Origin of the sequence: Corallococcus sp. CA053C, from assembly GCF_003611675.1 — a bacterium.
Classification (GTDB): domain Bacteria; phylum Myxococcota; class Myxococcia; order Myxococcales; family Myxococcaceae; genus Corallococcus.
This window is the reverse complement of sequence record NZ_RAWA01000043.1, coordinates 24,103-38,527: the sequence shown is the minus strand read 5'-3', so window position 1 is coordinate 38,527 and position 14,425 is coordinate 24,103. Positions and strand designations below refer to the sequence as shown.

Below are 14,425 nucleotides of genomic sequence, written 5' to 3'. Positions count from 1 at the left end.
GTGGGGGGACGTGCTGGAAGGGCAGACGCGACTGTTCGTGGGACCCCGGTTCGGTCTGGGGTTCCACCGGGCGGCGGGTCTGCGGGGGGCCTTCCTGTTCGACGTGGAGCGCAAGGGCTTGAGGGATGGCATCTCGCTGCCGTGGCCTTCAGGGCAGTTGCTGGACGCGGAGGCCGTGTTCGACGGGGACACGGTGTGGCTGCTGCTCGCGGAGGAGTTCGGGGGACGCACGGTGCACCACGCGGTGCTGCTGGGGCCGGACGGGGTGGTGCGCGCGAGTGCTCGGGCCGAAGCGGGGAACGGCTCGTGGCTGGGGACGCTGCGGGGGAAGTGCGCGGTGGGGGGTGCGCTCTTCTGTGCCACGGACGCGGGGCTGACGCGCGTGGAGAACAGGCAGGGACAGCTGGAGGCCGTGCGGGAGTTCCCGGACGCGGAGCCGTTCGTGGACGCGGGGTGCCTGCTGCTGCTGTCGAGAGAGGGATTGATGGTGGTGGGGGCTCAGGATCTCACCGTGTTGCGGATGACGTGAAGTGCACGTGAAGGGGGAATGGACATGACGAAGACGACTGCGAAGGAATTGCCGCTGCCCGGGTTCTACAATGCCAACCATGCGGCCGAGTACGGGTACAGCCCGAACGCCGGCAAGCTTCAGCAGGAGGCCGGCGCGTGGAAGGCGGCGCAGGGCGTGAAGGTGTCCGCGACGGACCCCTTCAACCTGCACCTGCTGCTCATCGACGTGCAGAAGGACTTCTGCTTCCCGGATGGCTCGCTGTACGTCGCGGGGCGCAGCGGCCGGGGCGCGATTGACGACAACCGCCGCATCGCCGAGTTCATCTACCGGAACCTGGGGACGCTGACGAACGTCACCGCGACGCTCGACACGCACTTCGCCTACCAGATCTTCTTCCCGTCGTTCTGGGTGGACCAGGATGACCAGCCCTTGCAGGCGCACCGGGAGGTGACGCGCGAGCAGATTGAACGCGGCCAGGCGAGGCCGAACCCGGCGGTGGCGAAGTGGCTGTGCGGTGGCAACTACCCGTGGCTGCTCAAGCAGGTGAAGTTCTACTGCGAGGAGCTGGAGCGCGCGGGCAAGTACACGCTGTACCTGTGGCCGCCGCACTGCCTGCTGGGCAGCGACGGACACGCGCTGGCGGGCGTGGTGCAGGAGGCGCGGCTGTTCCACTCGTTCGCGCGCGGCGTGCAGTCGTGGGCGGAGGTGAAGGGCGGCAACCCGCTGACGGAGAACTACTCGGTGCTGCGGCCGGAGGTGCTGATGCGGCATGACGGGCAGCCGCTCGCGCAGCGCAACACGCAGTTCCTGAAGACGCTGCTGACGTCGGACGCGGTGGTGATTGGCGGGCAGGCCGCGAGCCACTGCGTGAAGAGCTCCATCGACGACCTGCTGGGAGAGATTGTCGCGCAGGACGCGGCGCTGGCTCGCAAGGTCTATCTCCTGACGGACTGCATGTCGTCGGTGACGGTGCCGAACGGGAAGGGCGGCTTCGTGGCGGACTTCACGCCGCAGGCGGACGCGGCGCTCAAGCGCTTCGCGGACGCGGGCATGCACCTGGTGAAGTCCACGGACCCGCTGGCGAGCTGGCCCGACCTGCACCTGGCGTGACGTCTGGCTTTGACACTCACACGAACGGAGACACGGACATGAGCAAGGCGAACGGTGGCGGGGTCCAGAAGCTCTTCGAGGATGCGCACGCGGAAGGGGTGCTGAGCCCCGCGGGGTTGCAGGCGCTGACCGTGGTGGACCTGGGGGCGCAGATTCAGGCGGGCCTGGGCATCCACGTGGACGACGTGCAGGCGAGCGAGGTGGTGCTGGTGACGGTGATGCCGGATGACTCCGGGAGCATCTCGCACTCCGGGCACACGAAGACGGTGTGCGACGGGCACAACCTGGTGCTGGATTCGCTGCTGGCGAGTCAGCAGAAGGACGGCGTGTTGTTCCACACGCGCTACCTGAACGGGCACGTGCTCAATCCCTTCCGGCCGCTGGAGGACGTGGTGCGGATGCACTCGGGGAACTACACGGCGGACATGGGGACGCCGCTGTATGACCAGGCGGTGGTGCTGCTGGGCACGGTGCTGGCGAAGGCGCAGGAGTTCAGCGGCAACGGGGTGGCGGTGCGCACGGTGACGCTGTTGATTACGGACGGCGCGGACCAGGGCTCACAGAAGGCGCGGGCGAAGGACGTGGCGGCGGTGGTGAAGGACCTGCACCGGGTGGAGAACCACATCGTGGCGGCGATGGGCATCGACGATGGGGTGACGGACTTCCGGCGGGTGTTCCAGGAGATGGGCATCGCGGACCGCTGGATTCTCACGCCGGGCCAGAGCGCGCAGGAGATCCGCGCGGCGTTCCAGGTGTTCAGCCAGTCCGCGGTCCGCGTGAGCCAGGGCGCGGCGAGCTTCAGCCGCACGGCGCTGGGTGGGTTTGGACGGTAGCGGGGGCCGGTTCAGGCCTGGAGGAAGGTGCCGAGCAGCTTCCTGACCTCGTCGGGACGCTCCTCGGAGACCCAGTGGCCGGTGTCCTTGAGGATGTGGGGTTCGACCTGGGTGGAGACCGCTCGCATCTGCGCGACGAGGGCTTCCCCCAGGGACCTGTCTCCGCCGATGACCATCACGGGCATGGGGAGCTTGTGCCTGGCCAGCTCGCGGAAGTTCTTCTGGTCCTGGTCGAATGTCTGGAAGTAGCTCCACGTCGAGTGGAGCCGCCCGGGGGCCGCGTAGGCCTCCGTGTAGGCCTGACGTTCGGTCTCGCTGACCGCCTTGGGATTGGCGGCCATGTCGTTCCAGAAGTGGTCCAGGTAGATGCGCTCGCGCCCCTGGACGAGCTTCTCGGCGGTGGGGCCGTTGAAGGAGAAGTGCCAGACGTCGCGGCTGCGCATGATCTGGTCGGACCAGGGCTCGATTCCGGGGATGAACGCGTCGAGGACGGCCAGGCGTTCGACTTCCTGGGGGTAGAGGGCGGCGTAGGCGTACGCGACCATGAGGCCGATGTCGTGCCCCACGACGGAGACCTTCTCGAAGCCCAGCTTCTTCACCAGCGCGCGCACGTCGCGCGCCAGCGTCTCCTTGTCATAGCCCTCCGAGGGTGCGGCCGATTCACCGGCGCCTCGCAGGTCGGGGACGATGACCGTGTGGTTCCTGGCGAGCTCCGGAGCCAGCCGCCACCACATGAGGTGCGTCTGCGTATAGCCATGCAGGAGCACCACCGGGCTGCCCTGTCCGCCGATGACGAAGTGGAGTCGGGTGCCATTGACGTCTTCGTCGCAGGCGCTGAAGCCTTCCGGGAAGAAGGGGCGGACCGCGGTGGAATCCATGACTGGGTTCATCGAGCGCCTCCGCGCGAATCAAGCTTCACGCCACACGGTGTGCATGCTCCAGGTCCGTGAGGTGCCGGGTCGAACAGGGCATTCGGCGCTTGAGTGCATGAGCCCCCGTGACGAGATGGTTGAATGGGCGGAATGACCGCGAGCGTGCTGACACCGTGGGGCCGGGTGTTCACCTGGATGGTGCTGCTGGTGTTCTGGGCGGGCTGCGCGAGCGGTCCCACGGTGCGGCTGCGGACCGGTGAGGGCCGGGTGCGGACGGATGCGTCGGCCATCTGGGAGCGCCCGCCGCCCATCCGTGCGGCGGAGTTCGAGGACGCACTGGCTCGGCTGGTGCTGGAACTGCCCTTGACGGTGCGGCCCTCGCGGCTGGTGCGCACCGTGGCGGGCGAGGGCGCGCGGAGGGACCGGGCGTTCCTGCTGCATGACCGGTACAGCCGGTGGTGTCGAGCACATCAGGCTCCAGGAGACTGTCTGTCCTTGCTGGAGGATGGGGCTGGCTTCAGCGAGCTGGACCGGCTGACGTTCGCGGTGGGCATGTCCCTGGAGCCGCTGCGCACGAGCATTGGAGAGGCGCTGAGGGACACGGTGAACCCGGCGCTCTTCGTCTCGGTGGTGGCGGGAGCGCTGACGTCCTGGGTGGTGCTGGCGGCGGCGCCGGAGCCCGTGTTCACCAAGGCCGCCGCGGTCCTGGCCGCCGTGATGCTGTTGTACCTGGGGGTCCAGTCGTTCCTCACCGTGGTGAGGGCGTGCGGGACGCTGAAGGATGCAACGGACCGGGCCACGACGTTCCAGGAACTGGAGGAGGCGGGAGAGCACTTCGGCAGGACGCTGGGGCCGGAGGTGGCGCGACTCTTCGTGCTGGCGGTGACGGTGGTGGTGAGTCACGGGGTGACGGTGGGGCTGTCATCCGCGCTCACGCTGCTGCCGGGGTTGACGGACGCGACGATGTTGGGCGCGTCGCAGGGGAGCCTTCGGCTGCTGGTGGTGCAGGACGTGAGCGCGGTGGCGGTGGTGGGCGAGACGGTGGAGGTGACGCTCGCCTCGACGGCGGTGGCGATGAGCGCGATGGGGCCTGCGGGTGGTGCGTCAGGAGGGCCAGGCAAGTGGGTACAGGTGAACGAGTCGATGTCCGAGCGTGCCCGGGCGTATCAAGCGCAGGTGACGGGAACTCCCGAGGGGCAGGCGTACCGGGTCGAAGGCGTGGGGGAGCGGGCCGACTTTGATGGCTTCGATGCGGCGGAGCCCTTGCTCCTGGATGCCAAGGGGCCTGGTTACGAGAAGTTCCTTGATGGGGTCCAGGGATTCAAGAGGTACTTTAGGGGCGATATCAGGGTGCTTGAGCAAGCACGACGTCAGTTGAGGTGTGCCAAGGGCATTCCCGTACGCTGGATCGTCGCAGAGGAGCGTTTCGCAGGAATGCTCAGGAAGATGTTCGTCAGGGAGAGCATCGATATCGAGGTCGTCCTGCGTCCCGCCGCTCCGTGATCATTGCCACGCCATGATTGAGACCTATTTCGCAGGCACCTATTGGATGGGGCGTCTTGAGTCAGCGGAGTCGTGTGCCCAGCGTGCCGCTGCGCTCTTCCAGTCCCTGAGCCCTCTTGAGCCGACCTGGAATCGCTGGTGCGAGCCTGGAGACTCCTTTCAAGAGGCGTCCAGACTGCAGGTGGCCACGGATGCTGGCTCATTGCGAGAACACCTCGAAAGGAAGGATCGCCGGCTCTGCGATGGATTCCTCTATGGGCTTTGGTCGGGTCCCACCCCAGACAATACGACAAGCGTCACGGGTTCATGTGGCTCAGAGAGCCCCTGGCAGCCTTCGTCCTGTGTCCTCACCCCCCCTGAGCAGGGGCCGCTCGCAGAGCGTGTCGCGACCGCCTCGCTGCTTTGTCAGGTGATTCGAGAGATGGTCCTCGCATGGGAGCCGGAGTTCGGCCTCGCGACCTCGACCGAACACCTGATGAGCCTGGCAGCCCCGCGATACAAGGCAGGGACCGTTCCTGGCTGGGTGATGTACTTCTCCCGGCAACGCGGAACCGTGCCTCCGCTCCCTGCTCCCGTGCAGGTGGAACCCGTGGGGAACCTGGGGACACTGGTGGTCCTGACCCCCGAGCGGTTCACGATGACGAATCCGGAACACGTCCGACTGGCTGCCGAGGTTCAGCAGGTGCTCAACGACGCAGGCCTGCTGCATCCCCTGCGGCCTCTCAGCTGAGGAAGACCTCCGCAGCTCCGGTGCGCCCGAGGGCTCGGGCCTCTCGCTGGTGGAAGGCCGTCAGCATCAGCTCCAGGCCTTCCTTGCCTGTGCCGTAGCAGGCACAGCCCTCCAGCTTCTTCGCCAGTGGTGGTGGTCAAACGTCAGCGCCCCCCCGTCCTAGTAGCCGCTGTCCGCGATGAGCCGCAGCGCGTCCTCGAAGCGATGGTGGGACACGCCGTGGGTGTTGTACGCGAAGCGCAGCGCCATGGCTCACTCGCCCCCGAAGCGACGGCTCGCGAGCACCGCCGGCACCGCGTGACGGTCCGGCTCCCGGTAGAGCGCGTACAGGCGCCCCAGGCGCGCCTCCGCCAGCCGCACGTGGAACCAGGCGGGCCCTCCCAGCCGCTCCTCGGCCTCCGGCGTCAGCCGCACCGGCTCCGCGCCCGGGGGCGGCGGCCCCATGCCCACCAGTGGGTCACGCCGCTCCAGCAGCCGCGCCACGTTGCGCTCGCCCACGCGGTGGTACGTCATCGTCTCCACCTCCAGCCCCGGCACCAGCACCTTCACCACGTGCGCCGAGCGCCCCTGGGGCGACAGGTCCGCCACGAGGATGTCGAAGCCCGCCGCGTGGAGCTGGCGCACCACGTGGTCACACCGGAGCGCCGGGTCCTCCGCCGTCGGCACCCTCGGCAGGTCCGTGAAGCGCACCGTGCGCCGGCTCATCAGCGTGCACGCCGTCAGCTCGCGCAGCGTCGCGGCTGGCAGCCGCGCCCACTCCACCATCGCGTGCAGCGCTCGCGGCTCCTCCGCGGCCAGGTCCACCTGCGGCACGAAGCGGTCCAGGTACTCCGGGGGCGCCACCCGGGCCACCTCGCTCAGCGGGCCGTGCATGAACGCCTTGCGCGCTCGCGAGGCCGCGTACTCCAGCAGCGCCTTGCGCAGCGCCCGGTCCCGGTCCGGATCCGCCGCCTCACCGCACGCCGTCACCATCAGCGGCTGGACGTCCTCGGACAGGTCGCGGCCCACCACGTACACGTTCACCAGGCCGAAGTCCGTGCTCGCCAGCTTCACCAGCACCTCCACGCCCGCGAGCTGGTAGCGCTCCAGCAGCTCCCGCACGTCCGGTGACAGCTCCGCGCCCTCCAGGTCCAACACCACGCCCTGATCCATCGCGCGGTACTGCAATCCATTGCCATCGCGTTGCACCAGCTCCAACAGGCCATGCGCCAGCGCCTGCGACCGCGTCAGCCCCGCGCCCTGGCCGTTGGTGATGGGCGTGATGAGCGGCGCGCGGCCCTGCAATTGCCCCGGGTGGATGGCGATGAACTCCTCCGGCACCAGCACCCGCTCCCCGGTGGCCAGCCGCTGCGCCTCCACCCAGACGAGCGCCATGTCCGAATGGTACGGACTGCCCGCGGGCAGCCCCAGCGTCAGCGGATCCGCCACCGCCGTGGGCCCTCGCGCCCGCACCAGCGCCGCGTAGCTGCCGTGCACGCGGGGCATCCGCTGCATCGCGTATTCGCAGCAGGTCTCCTCCACCAGCTCACCCAGCGCCCCGACGCGCGCCTCGTCGCCGGTGAGGCCGTAGCCGTTGCCGTGCAGCACGGCGCCGGGGCCGTCTCCCAATCGCAGACTCGCGGAGGCCACCGGCACCCCCAGCCGGTCGATGGGGTCGATGCGGAACAGCTGCAACGCACCGCTGGCGACGGCGCGGAAATAGACATCCAGGGCCTGGGCGACGCTCATGACAACTCCTCCAACGGCAACGGACGGGTGTGCGGCATGCCCGCGAGCAGCCGGTCGAACAGCGCCAGCGCGTGCTCGCGGGTGACGCCGCGGGCGAACTCGAAGGGGGTGAAGACGTTCTCGAACGGGAGCTGCTCGAACACCGCGCGGTAGCGGCGCAGCTCTCCGTGGCTCAGCGGAATCCCGGCGTGGAAGCCCTTGTGACACGACAGCGCCACGGGCCTGCCCCGGGCGTCCAGCTCCACCTTCAGCGCGTCCCCGCAGAACAGCGAGCGGGTGCGCGCGTCGTACAGCACGCTGTGGCCCTCGTAGTGGCCTCCCACGCAGTGCAGCGTCAGGTCCGGCGCGAAGGCGTGCACGTCGTCCACCGGCCAGCGCACCTGGAAGGCCTTGCTGAACGGCACCGCGTCCCTGTGCAGCACGAGCAGCGGATCAAAGTGTTCCTGGAGCTGCCACAGCGCCCCGAAGCCGTGCGGGTGCGACGCGGACAGCACCTCGATGCCGCCCAGCCCCTCCAGCCCCTCCAGCGCCGACCGCGAATACCAGGGCGCGCCCTCGAACGCGACGTTGCCCTCGGGCCTGCGCAGGAGCCACCCGGTGGAGCCCAGGCCGAAGGACGGCGTGCAGCAGAAGCCCCAGACGCCGGGGAGCGCCTCCTCCCAGTGCGTCGTCAACCGCTCCGACATCTGGCCCGCCGACTGGAACTCCCAGCCGTCGAAGGGCAGCGCGTTGCGCACGTCCAGGCAGGTGGGACAGCCCGTGGGCGGCGTGTGCGGGAAGCCCGGCTGCCACGTGCCGCAGTGGGTGCAGGCGTAGCGGATCAATGGCATGGCGGGAACGCCCTTCCGGCATGCGTCGCCTGGGTCAGCAGCCCCACGAGCCGCACGTCCCGCTCCGGCGCGAAGGGCTGCGGCCGGTCCTCCAGCACGCAGGTGCTGAAGGACTCCACCTGGTTGAGGAACGGGCTGCGGTCCTCCTCCGGCCAGAGGTGCAGCCACTTCTCCTCGCCCGTCCTCGCGTCGGTGAGCGACAGCGCGCCGCCGGGCGTCTGGCCCATCGTGTTGTACGCGAGCGCTCGCGCCCGGGTGCCGATGAGCTCCAGCGTGCGCCGGGGGTACGCGTCCGGGCAGTTGTAGGCCACCTGCAACAGCCCCAGCGCGCCGCTCTTGAACTGGCCCATCAGCACCGCGCCGTCGTCCACCGCGTAGTCGTGCACGCGCCGCTGCAACAGGGCGGTGAGCGTCTGCCATTCGTCCCCCAGGAGCACCTCCAGGAGGTCCAGGCCGTGCGGCGCCAGGTCGATCATCGCGCCGCCACCGGCCTGCTCCGGGTCGATGCGCCAGTTACGGGGCGCCCAGTCCGCCGGCAGCCAGCAGGCGTAGTGGATGCGCGCCTGGGTGATGGTGCCCAGCGCGCCCTCCTTCACCAGCGTGCGCAGCCTGCGGTGCGCCGCGTGGTGCCGCTGGTCGAACGCGGTGGCGTAGTGCACGCCCGCGCGCTGACACGCCGACACCATGCGCAGCGCGTCCTGCGGCGTGAGGGCCATGGGCTTCTCACACAGCACGTGCTTGCCGGCCGCCGCGCACGCCTCCGTCATCGCCGCGTGCAGGTGGTTGGGCGTGGCGATGTAGACGGCCTCCACGTCCTTGTCCGCCAGCACCCCGGACAGCGCGGTGTACCGGGCGACGTCGTCCGCCGGGCTGCGGATCAACGCCTCCGCGTCCGCGTCACAGATGGCGACAAGTCTGGCGTTGGTCGAACCCTCGAGCGCCGGGATGACGTAGTCCCGCGCCACCCCACCGCACCCCACCACGGCCCAGCCCAGCTTGCGGGCGTCTGACTTCACACCGAACATGGTCCATCCCCCTCCGGAAGGTCCTGCGGTCCGCGCGCCGGCCGCACCGCCGCCACCGCGCGCGCCGTCTCCTGGAGCGCCACCGTGGCGGGGTCCACGCCCGAGGCCAGCGCTCCCCAGGCGCGACGGAAGCCGTGCGCGGCCAGGCCGTCCGGATGATCCGGGGTGCGGAGCTGCTTGAGGTCCATCAGCTCCGACAGCAGTGGGCGGAGCTCCGCCAGGCGGCCCGAGGCCGCCGTCGTGTCACGCGTGGGTGTGTTCATGGTCAGCCCCTGAGGCGTTCCGGGGGCGTCGCCACCGCCCCGCCCAAGCCCACCATCGCCACGCCCAGCCGTTCGCTGCCCGCCATGTCTTCAGACCCTTCCCGTCGACTGTTCCACCCCGTGGCTCGCAGCGACGCGAAGGAGGCGACTCCGGGATGTCGGGAGCGCCCGCGTCCGAAGGCGCGATGGATGCGCCCACATGCTGCGAGAGAGCCGGGAAAGTCGGCATACGGGCGGGCGCTTTCAACTCAGCCTCTGGACAGGGTCGACTGTCCGTTGGCGGCGTGCTTCATCAAACGTGCCGCAGCTTCCACTGCCCGCGCCGGAAGAGGGCCGCGCTCGCCAGCCCCAGCGCGCCGTACGTGACAGCGATGGCCACGAACACTCCGGTGGGTCCCCACGCCAGCGGATGGGAGAGGAGCCAGGCGAGGGGCAGCTGAAGTCCCCAGGAGAAGACGAGGTGAGCAGGGATTGGAGGATGGCGCCGCCGGACAGCTTCAGGAGCTGGAAGCGCGTGAGCACGGCCAGCCACAGGGAGGCGAGGAGACCCCTCAAACCCGTGGTGGTGGTGGGTTGCATCATGAATTGGGCGTTGCAGCAGGGCCGGGGTGGCTAGGATTTCGGCCATGGCTTCCGGTCCCCGCGTCCTCCTCCTCGCCGAGCGCTTTCCTCCCGATATCGGAGGGCTGGCACGCAGCGGCGCGCGCACCGCGGGCTCGCTCGTGCGGCTGGGCGCACGCGTGGACGTGGTGGCGTGGACGCGCACGGCGTCGCCGGGGGCGTTGGAGACGGTGGAGGACGCGGGCGAGGTGTCGCCGTTCGCGAAGGGCGTCACGCTGCACCGGCTGGGGTTGTTCGGCAGCGCGGACCTGTCCATGCAGCACACGCTCGATGTGCTCGGCTACCTGCACGCGCGGCGGAAGTATGACCTGGTCTGGGGGCACTACCTGTATCCGCCGGGGTTCCTCGCGGTGGTGTTCGCGCAGGGCGCGGGCCTGCCGTCCGTGCTCAGTGCGCGGGGCAATGACGTGGATCAGCTGATGTTCCCTCCGGGGGACTTCGCTCGCCTGCTCTGGACGCTCCAGCGGGCGGACGTGCTCACCGCCGCGTCGGGGGACCTGGGCCGGAAGATGGCGTTGCTGCTGGGCCGGGACCCTGGCGTGGAGGTCATCCCCAACGCGGTGGACACGGCGCTGTTCTCCCCGGGCCCCGCGGATGCGTCCCTGCGCGAGCGACTGGGCATCTCACCCAACGAGGCGGTGCTCGGCTTCTCCGGGGAGCTGCGCCACAAGAAGGGGTTGCCGTTCCTGCTCTCCGCGCTCACCGAGGTGCGGCGTGTGCGGCCGGCCTGCCTGCTTGTGATTGGAGAGGTGCGCGCCCGGGACGCCGAGCACCTGGTCGCCTACCGTTCGGAGCACCCCGAGGATGCGGCCCGCATCGTCGTCTCTGGCGCGCTGGATTCGCCCGCGCTCATCGCGGAGCACCTGCGCCTGTGTGATGTGTATCTCCAGCCGTCCCTGTGGGAGGGCATGCCCAATGCGTTGCTGGAGGCGATGGCGTGCGCGCGGCCGGTCATCGCGAGTGATGCCGGGGGGATTCCGGAGGCGGTGGACAGCGGGAAGAACGGCTTCCTCGTGCCCAAGGCGCTCTTGAATCACCTGGGGCAGGCGTGTCTGGACGTGCTGGGCCTGCCGGAGCAGGAGCGCGCGGCGATGGGGCAGGCGGCGCGCGCGTGCATCGAGGCGCGGTTCCAGGCGGACGCGGAGGCCGCGGTGTTGAAGCGGGTGCTGGCGCGCGCGATTCCGGGGTCGCCTGCGTAGGCGTCCACCCGGACGCTGTTCAATGACGCACTCCCTGCGTCGCGGTACGAGACCCCGGCCGCTCGCAGGGGCATCCTCTGCCCAAGGGGTGCACCATGGAGTTCGTCGAGCTCGTGCGGCTCGCGGCGCGATGCTTCGAGGTGGCAGGTGTGGGCGCGATGGTGCTGGGCTCACTGCTCGCCGCGGTGAACGTCGCCGTGCACCGGGGGCGGTCCGCCCGTCACACCTACCGCAAGCTCCGGCAGAGCCTGGGGGCCGCCATCCTGCTGGGACTGGAGCTGCTCGTGGCGGCGGACATCATCCGCACCGTCGCCGAGGCTCCCACCCTGGGCCAGGTGCTCGTGCTCGGGCTCATCGTCCTCATCCGGACCTTCCTCAGCTTCACGCTGGCGGTGGAGCTGGATGGGCGCTGGCCCTGGCAGGGCGATCCGATGGCGACGTCCGAGCCGCGCGAGGCGGAACGCGAGGAGCCCAAGGCTGTGCCGCCGACCCGTTAGGGAGAGGCAGTGCGAGCCGTCAGGCGGACGCGGAGGCTGCGGTGTTGGCGCGCACGATTCCCAGGTCGTCCGCGTAGGCGTTGACCAACGCTTGCTGCGCGCGACCCCAGGGGAAGTCTCGCTCCACGCGGGCTCGGGCCGCGGCGCTCAGCGCGGCGCCTTGGATGGGATTGGCGAGGAGGGCCTTCACGGCTTCCGCGATGGCCTTGGCGGAGCCTGGACGGACCCGGAGCACTTCCGTGTCTTCCGCCAGGGCTCGCACCACGGGCAGGTCGCTGGCCACCACGGGCGTGCCGGTGGCCATGGCCTCCAGCAGCTTCAGGGGACAGCAACCCTGGAGGCAGTTGCGGTCGTTCACCGGCAGCGGCACCAACACCACGTCGCAGGCGTGGTGCAGCCGGCCCAGCTCCTCCTGCGGCAGGGGCTCTAGCAGCTCCACCGCACCCTGGAGGAGGAGGTCGCCGCAGCGGTCCAGGAGCGCGCGGCGCGCGTGCTTGCGCAACGGGCCCACCAGCGTGAGCACCACGGGCAGGTCGCGCAGCAGCAGCCGGCAGGCGTCCAGCGCGTGGTGCACGCCCTGCCACGACGTCATCGTGCCGCTGTAGAGCAGGCGCAGGGGCCGGCCGGGCTCAGGCGCTCTCGGGGGCGCGTAGCGGAACACGTTCAGGTCCACGCCGTTGGGGATGACTCGCAGGCGCTTGGGGTCCGCGCCTCGGGACACAAGGTACTCGGCCGTCACCGCGCTGGGCGTGACGAGCAGGTCCGCGGCCTGGAGGCAGACGTCCTCCTGCGTGACGAGCTTGCGCATCAGCTCCGCGTCGTCCGCGACGTCCGGGTGGTGGTACTTGAGCTCGATGGAGGGCAGCCCGTTCACCTCGTACACCAGCGCGTCGGTGAGCGACGCCTTGCGCTGGGCGATGGGGTAGCCCTCGAAGATGGAGCGCACGTGCACCACCTTCGCTCGCGGTCGGCCGTGCCACCACGCGCCCAGGTGTGCTCGGAACGTCAGCGCCTGCGCCACCAGGTCTTTCCCCCTCGCGCCCAGCGGGTGGTAGGTGACGGCGTCGCTCAGGGCCGGCGTGGGGATGCCGGGCGCATCTCCGATGGCCACGAGGTCCACGGGACCGAAGGCGGCACCCAGGGCTTCGACGAAGGCTCGGATGTGGACGGCCGCGCCCTTGGGAGCGGGGAAGCGGTCGAAGGACGCGTAGATGATTCCGGAAGAGGCCACGGAGCCGGTGCTACCGCGCCCGGCGCGCGACGGCAAACGGGCGGGTCACTTCCAGTAGACCGTGACCTGGATCCGCCAGTCCTCCGTGGGCGGCGGCCAGCGCTGGAGGTACTCCGCTTTCGCTGTCTCATTCAGCGCCTGCCAGAAGGGCAGCCAGGTTCGCAGCAGCCAGGCTTCACTGGTGCCCTGACGCCAACCGCCCCACCAGGGCTCCGCGTCGGGGTACTCGATCCAGGGCGGCTGAGGGTTCATGGGGGTCATCAATTGGGGGAGAGCTGATCCGCGAGAAGGTCACAGCCGTAATAGGCCGCGCCGCCGACGATGATGGCGCCGATCGCGCCCGTGATGAGCGCGCCGGGGCCCGTCTCAATGCCAAACAAGGCGCCGACCCCGAACCCGAGCTTTCCTCCCGCGATGGCGCCTCCCCAGCCGCCGACCTGTCGGATGGATTCGGCCGCGAGGGGCTTGTACGACTTCTGATGGATGGAGCGCTGGGTGGCGTCCGCGACGTCCTTGACCGTGAAGATGACCCCCACGACCGTCAACGCCTTCCCCAGTCTGCCGATGGCCTTGGCCTTGCCGAACGCAACTTCAAGCTCCTTGAGCGCTGCTTCCAGCTGCGGCTTCGTGAGCTTCTTGGCGGCGAACTGCTTCCAGAGGTCTTCCGCCGCGCGGACGTACGCGACATGCGGGGCCGGGAGCTTGCTGACCGCCTTGCCCGACACCCTTCCTTCGATCAGCACCTCCCCTTCGACGGTCTGGATGATGTCGATGAGCTTGTTCACGCGGGTCTGCGCGCCCGCGTTCTGCGCCGCGAACTGCTTGAGCTCCGCCACCAGTTGCTCGATTGGGATGATCCGCGCCCCCGCCGCTTCGGCCTTGGCGATGTCGATCAGCAGCGGCGTGCCGTTGATGGAGGGCGCTCCAAACACCTTCTGGCTCGCCGACAGGAACTGGCTGCCCAGGGGGTTCAAGGCCATCGCATGCTCGGCGGGAGTGATCTTCCCCAGCAGGTTCGCGGGCAGGAGCGAGAAGTCCGTGGGCACCACCGCGACCTTCCGGATGAGCTTCCCCGTCTCCGACAGCTGCGAGAACACGACGAAGAGCGAACCCCGCGCCCACGCGAAGGTCGCGGGCTCCTGGGCGTGCTGGGCCTGCGTCGTGGCCAGGAACGCTCGCTCTCCCGGTCCACCATCCCAGAGCTCGTTCAGCGTGGACAGGTTCGACCAGGGAGTCGGAGCCGGCTTCAGGACGAAGGAGGGGTGGACCGCCTGCGTGCCCGGCAATTCGAGTCGCTGGCCCACCAGCAGGAGGTTGGGATTGGCGAGCTTGTTCAGCCTGGCGATTTCCGGCCAGCGGTTCGCGTTGCCCAGCTTCTTCGCGGCGATGCCATTCAACGTGTCCGCCGGTTGAACGATATACGGAGGCATGCAGTCGGGGTCCCCAGGCGGAGGGCCGCGAACGCGCCCGCC

At 69.6% G+C, this 14,425-nt stretch carries 14 protein-coding genes and 1 pseudogene; 7 read left to right on the top strand and 8 right to left on the bottom strand.

The features are described 5' to 3' along the window. The 3 genes and pseudogenes from D7V97_RS08750 to D7V97_RS08740 form a co-directional block, all read left to right on the top strand. Positions 1-529: pseudogene (locus D7V97_RS08750) on the top strand (hypothetical protein); the annotation flags it as partial. 24 nt (positions 530-553) lie between these two features. Further along, positions 554-1,621, top strand: coding sequence for a nicotinamidase (locus D7V97_RS08745; RefSeq protein WP_120610147.1), 1,068 nt, complete (start codon positions 554-556; stop codon positions 1,619-1,621). A gap of 38 nt (positions 1,622-1,659) precedes the next feature. Further along, a complete protein-coding gene (locus D7V97_RS08740) occupies positions 1,660-2,454 on the top strand; it encodes a hypothetical protein (RefSeq protein WP_120610143.1) in 795 nt (264 codons plus the stop codon). An 11-nt stretch (positions 2,455-2,465) separates the two neighbouring features. Here the strand turns inward: D7V97_RS08740 and D7V97_RS08735 are convergent, their stop codons facing one another. Further along, on the bottom strand, positions 2,466-3,332 hold the full coding sequence (locus D7V97_RS08735) for an alpha/beta fold hydrolase (protein WP_120610142.1): 867 nt from the start codon (positions 3,330-3,332) through the stop codon (positions 2,466-2,468). 135 nt (positions 3,333-3,467) lie between these two features. On the opposite strand from D7V97_RS08735, the gene D7V97_RS08730 reads away from it, so the two are divergent. Next, positions 3,468-4,829 carry a Tox-REase-5 domain-containing protein gene (locus D7V97_RS08730; RefSeq protein ID WP_233582591.1) on the top strand — a complete coding sequence of 454 codons (1,362 nt, stop codon included), beginning with the start codon at positions 3,468-3,470 and terminating at the stop codon, positions 4,827-4,829. Between the two features lie 13 nt (positions 4,830-4,842). After that, on the top strand, positions 4,843-5,559 hold the full coding sequence (locus D7V97_RS46470; RefSeq protein ID WP_120610140.1) for an immunity 52 family protein: 717 nt from the start codon (positions 4,843-4,845) through the stop codon (positions 5,557-5,559). A 252-nt stretch (positions 5,560-5,811) separates the two neighbouring features. On the opposite strand, the gene D7V97_RS08715 is transcribed toward D7V97_RS46470, so the two are convergent. Genes D7V97_RS08715 through D7V97_RS08700 form a run of 4 tightly spaced genes read right to left on the bottom strand, consistent with a single transcriptional unit; the run spans position 5,812 to position 9,405 of the window. After that, the gene (locus D7V97_RS08715) at positions 5,812-7,287 is read right to left on the bottom strand and encodes a YcaO-like family protein (RefSeq protein WP_120610139.1); all 1,476 of its coding nucleotides are present in this window, start codon (positions 7,285-7,287) and stop codon (positions 5,812-5,814) included. Beyond that, on the bottom strand, positions 7,284-8,117 hold the full coding sequence (locus tag D7V97_RS08710) for an MBL fold metallo-hydrolase (protein WP_120610138.1): 834 nt from the start codon (positions 8,115-8,117) through the stop codon (positions 7,284-7,286). The genes D7V97_RS08715 and D7V97_RS08710 overlap by 4 nt, the downstream gene beginning before the upstream one ends. Further along, complete coding sequence (locus tag D7V97_RS08705) at positions 8,108-9,133, bottom strand: Gfo/Idh/MocA family protein (protein ID WP_120610146.1); 1,026 nt, start codon at positions 9,131-9,133, stop codon at positions 8,108-8,110. Before D7V97_RS08705 ends, D7V97_RS08710 begins: the two co-directional genes overlap by 10 nt. Then, positions 9,130-9,405: a hypothetical protein gene (locus tag D7V97_RS08700; protein WP_233582589.1), complete on the bottom strand. Its 276-nt coding sequence runs from the start codon at positions 9,403-9,405 to the stop codon at positions 9,130-9,132. Before D7V97_RS08700 ends, D7V97_RS08705 begins: the two co-directional genes overlap by 4 nt. A gap of 626 nt (positions 9,406-10,031) precedes the next feature. Between D7V97_RS08700 and D7V97_RS08690 the strand changes: the two genes are divergently transcribed. Together D7V97_RS08690 and D7V97_RS08685 are read left to right on the top strand one after the other, a co-directional pair. Further along, a complete protein-coding gene (locus D7V97_RS08690; protein ID WP_120610137.1) occupies positions 10,032-11,225 on the top strand; it encodes a glycosyltransferase in 1,194 nt (397 codons plus the stop codon). A gap of 95 nt (positions 11,226-11,320) precedes the next feature. Beyond that, positions 11,321-11,722 (top strand): DUF1622 domain-containing protein, encoded by a 402-nt coding sequence (locus D7V97_RS08685; RefSeq protein ID WP_120610136.1) that lies wholly within the window; start codon positions 11,321-11,323, stop codon positions 11,720-11,722. A gap of 19 nt (positions 11,723-11,741) precedes the next feature. Here the strand turns inward: D7V97_RS08685 and D7V97_RS08680 are convergent, their stop codons facing one another. Genes D7V97_RS08680 through D7V97_RS08670 form a run of 3 tightly spaced genes read right to left on the bottom strand, consistent with a single transcriptional unit; the run spans position 11,742 to position 14,383 of the window. Continuing rightward, positions 11,742-12,953 (bottom strand): glycosyltransferase family 4 protein, encoded by a 1,212-nt coding sequence (locus D7V97_RS08680; RefSeq protein ID WP_120610145.1) that lies wholly within the window; start codon positions 12,951-12,953, stop codon positions 11,742-11,744. Positions 12,954-12,998: 45 nt separating this feature from the next. Then, the gene (locus D7V97_RS08675) at positions 12,999-13,205 is read right to left on the bottom strand and encodes a hypothetical protein (RefSeq protein WP_199728749.1); all 207 of its coding nucleotides are present in this window, start codon (positions 13,203-13,205) and stop codon (positions 12,999-13,001) included. Between the two features lie 8 nt (positions 13,206-13,213). Further along, positions 13,214-14,383 carry a LysM peptidoglycan-binding domain-containing protein gene (locus tag D7V97_RS08670; RefSeq protein WP_120610134.1) on the bottom strand — a complete coding sequence of 390 codons (1,170 nt, stop codon included), beginning with the start codon at positions 14,381-14,383 and terminating at the stop codon, positions 13,214-13,216. Positions 14,384-14,425: the final 42 nt, after the last annotated feature.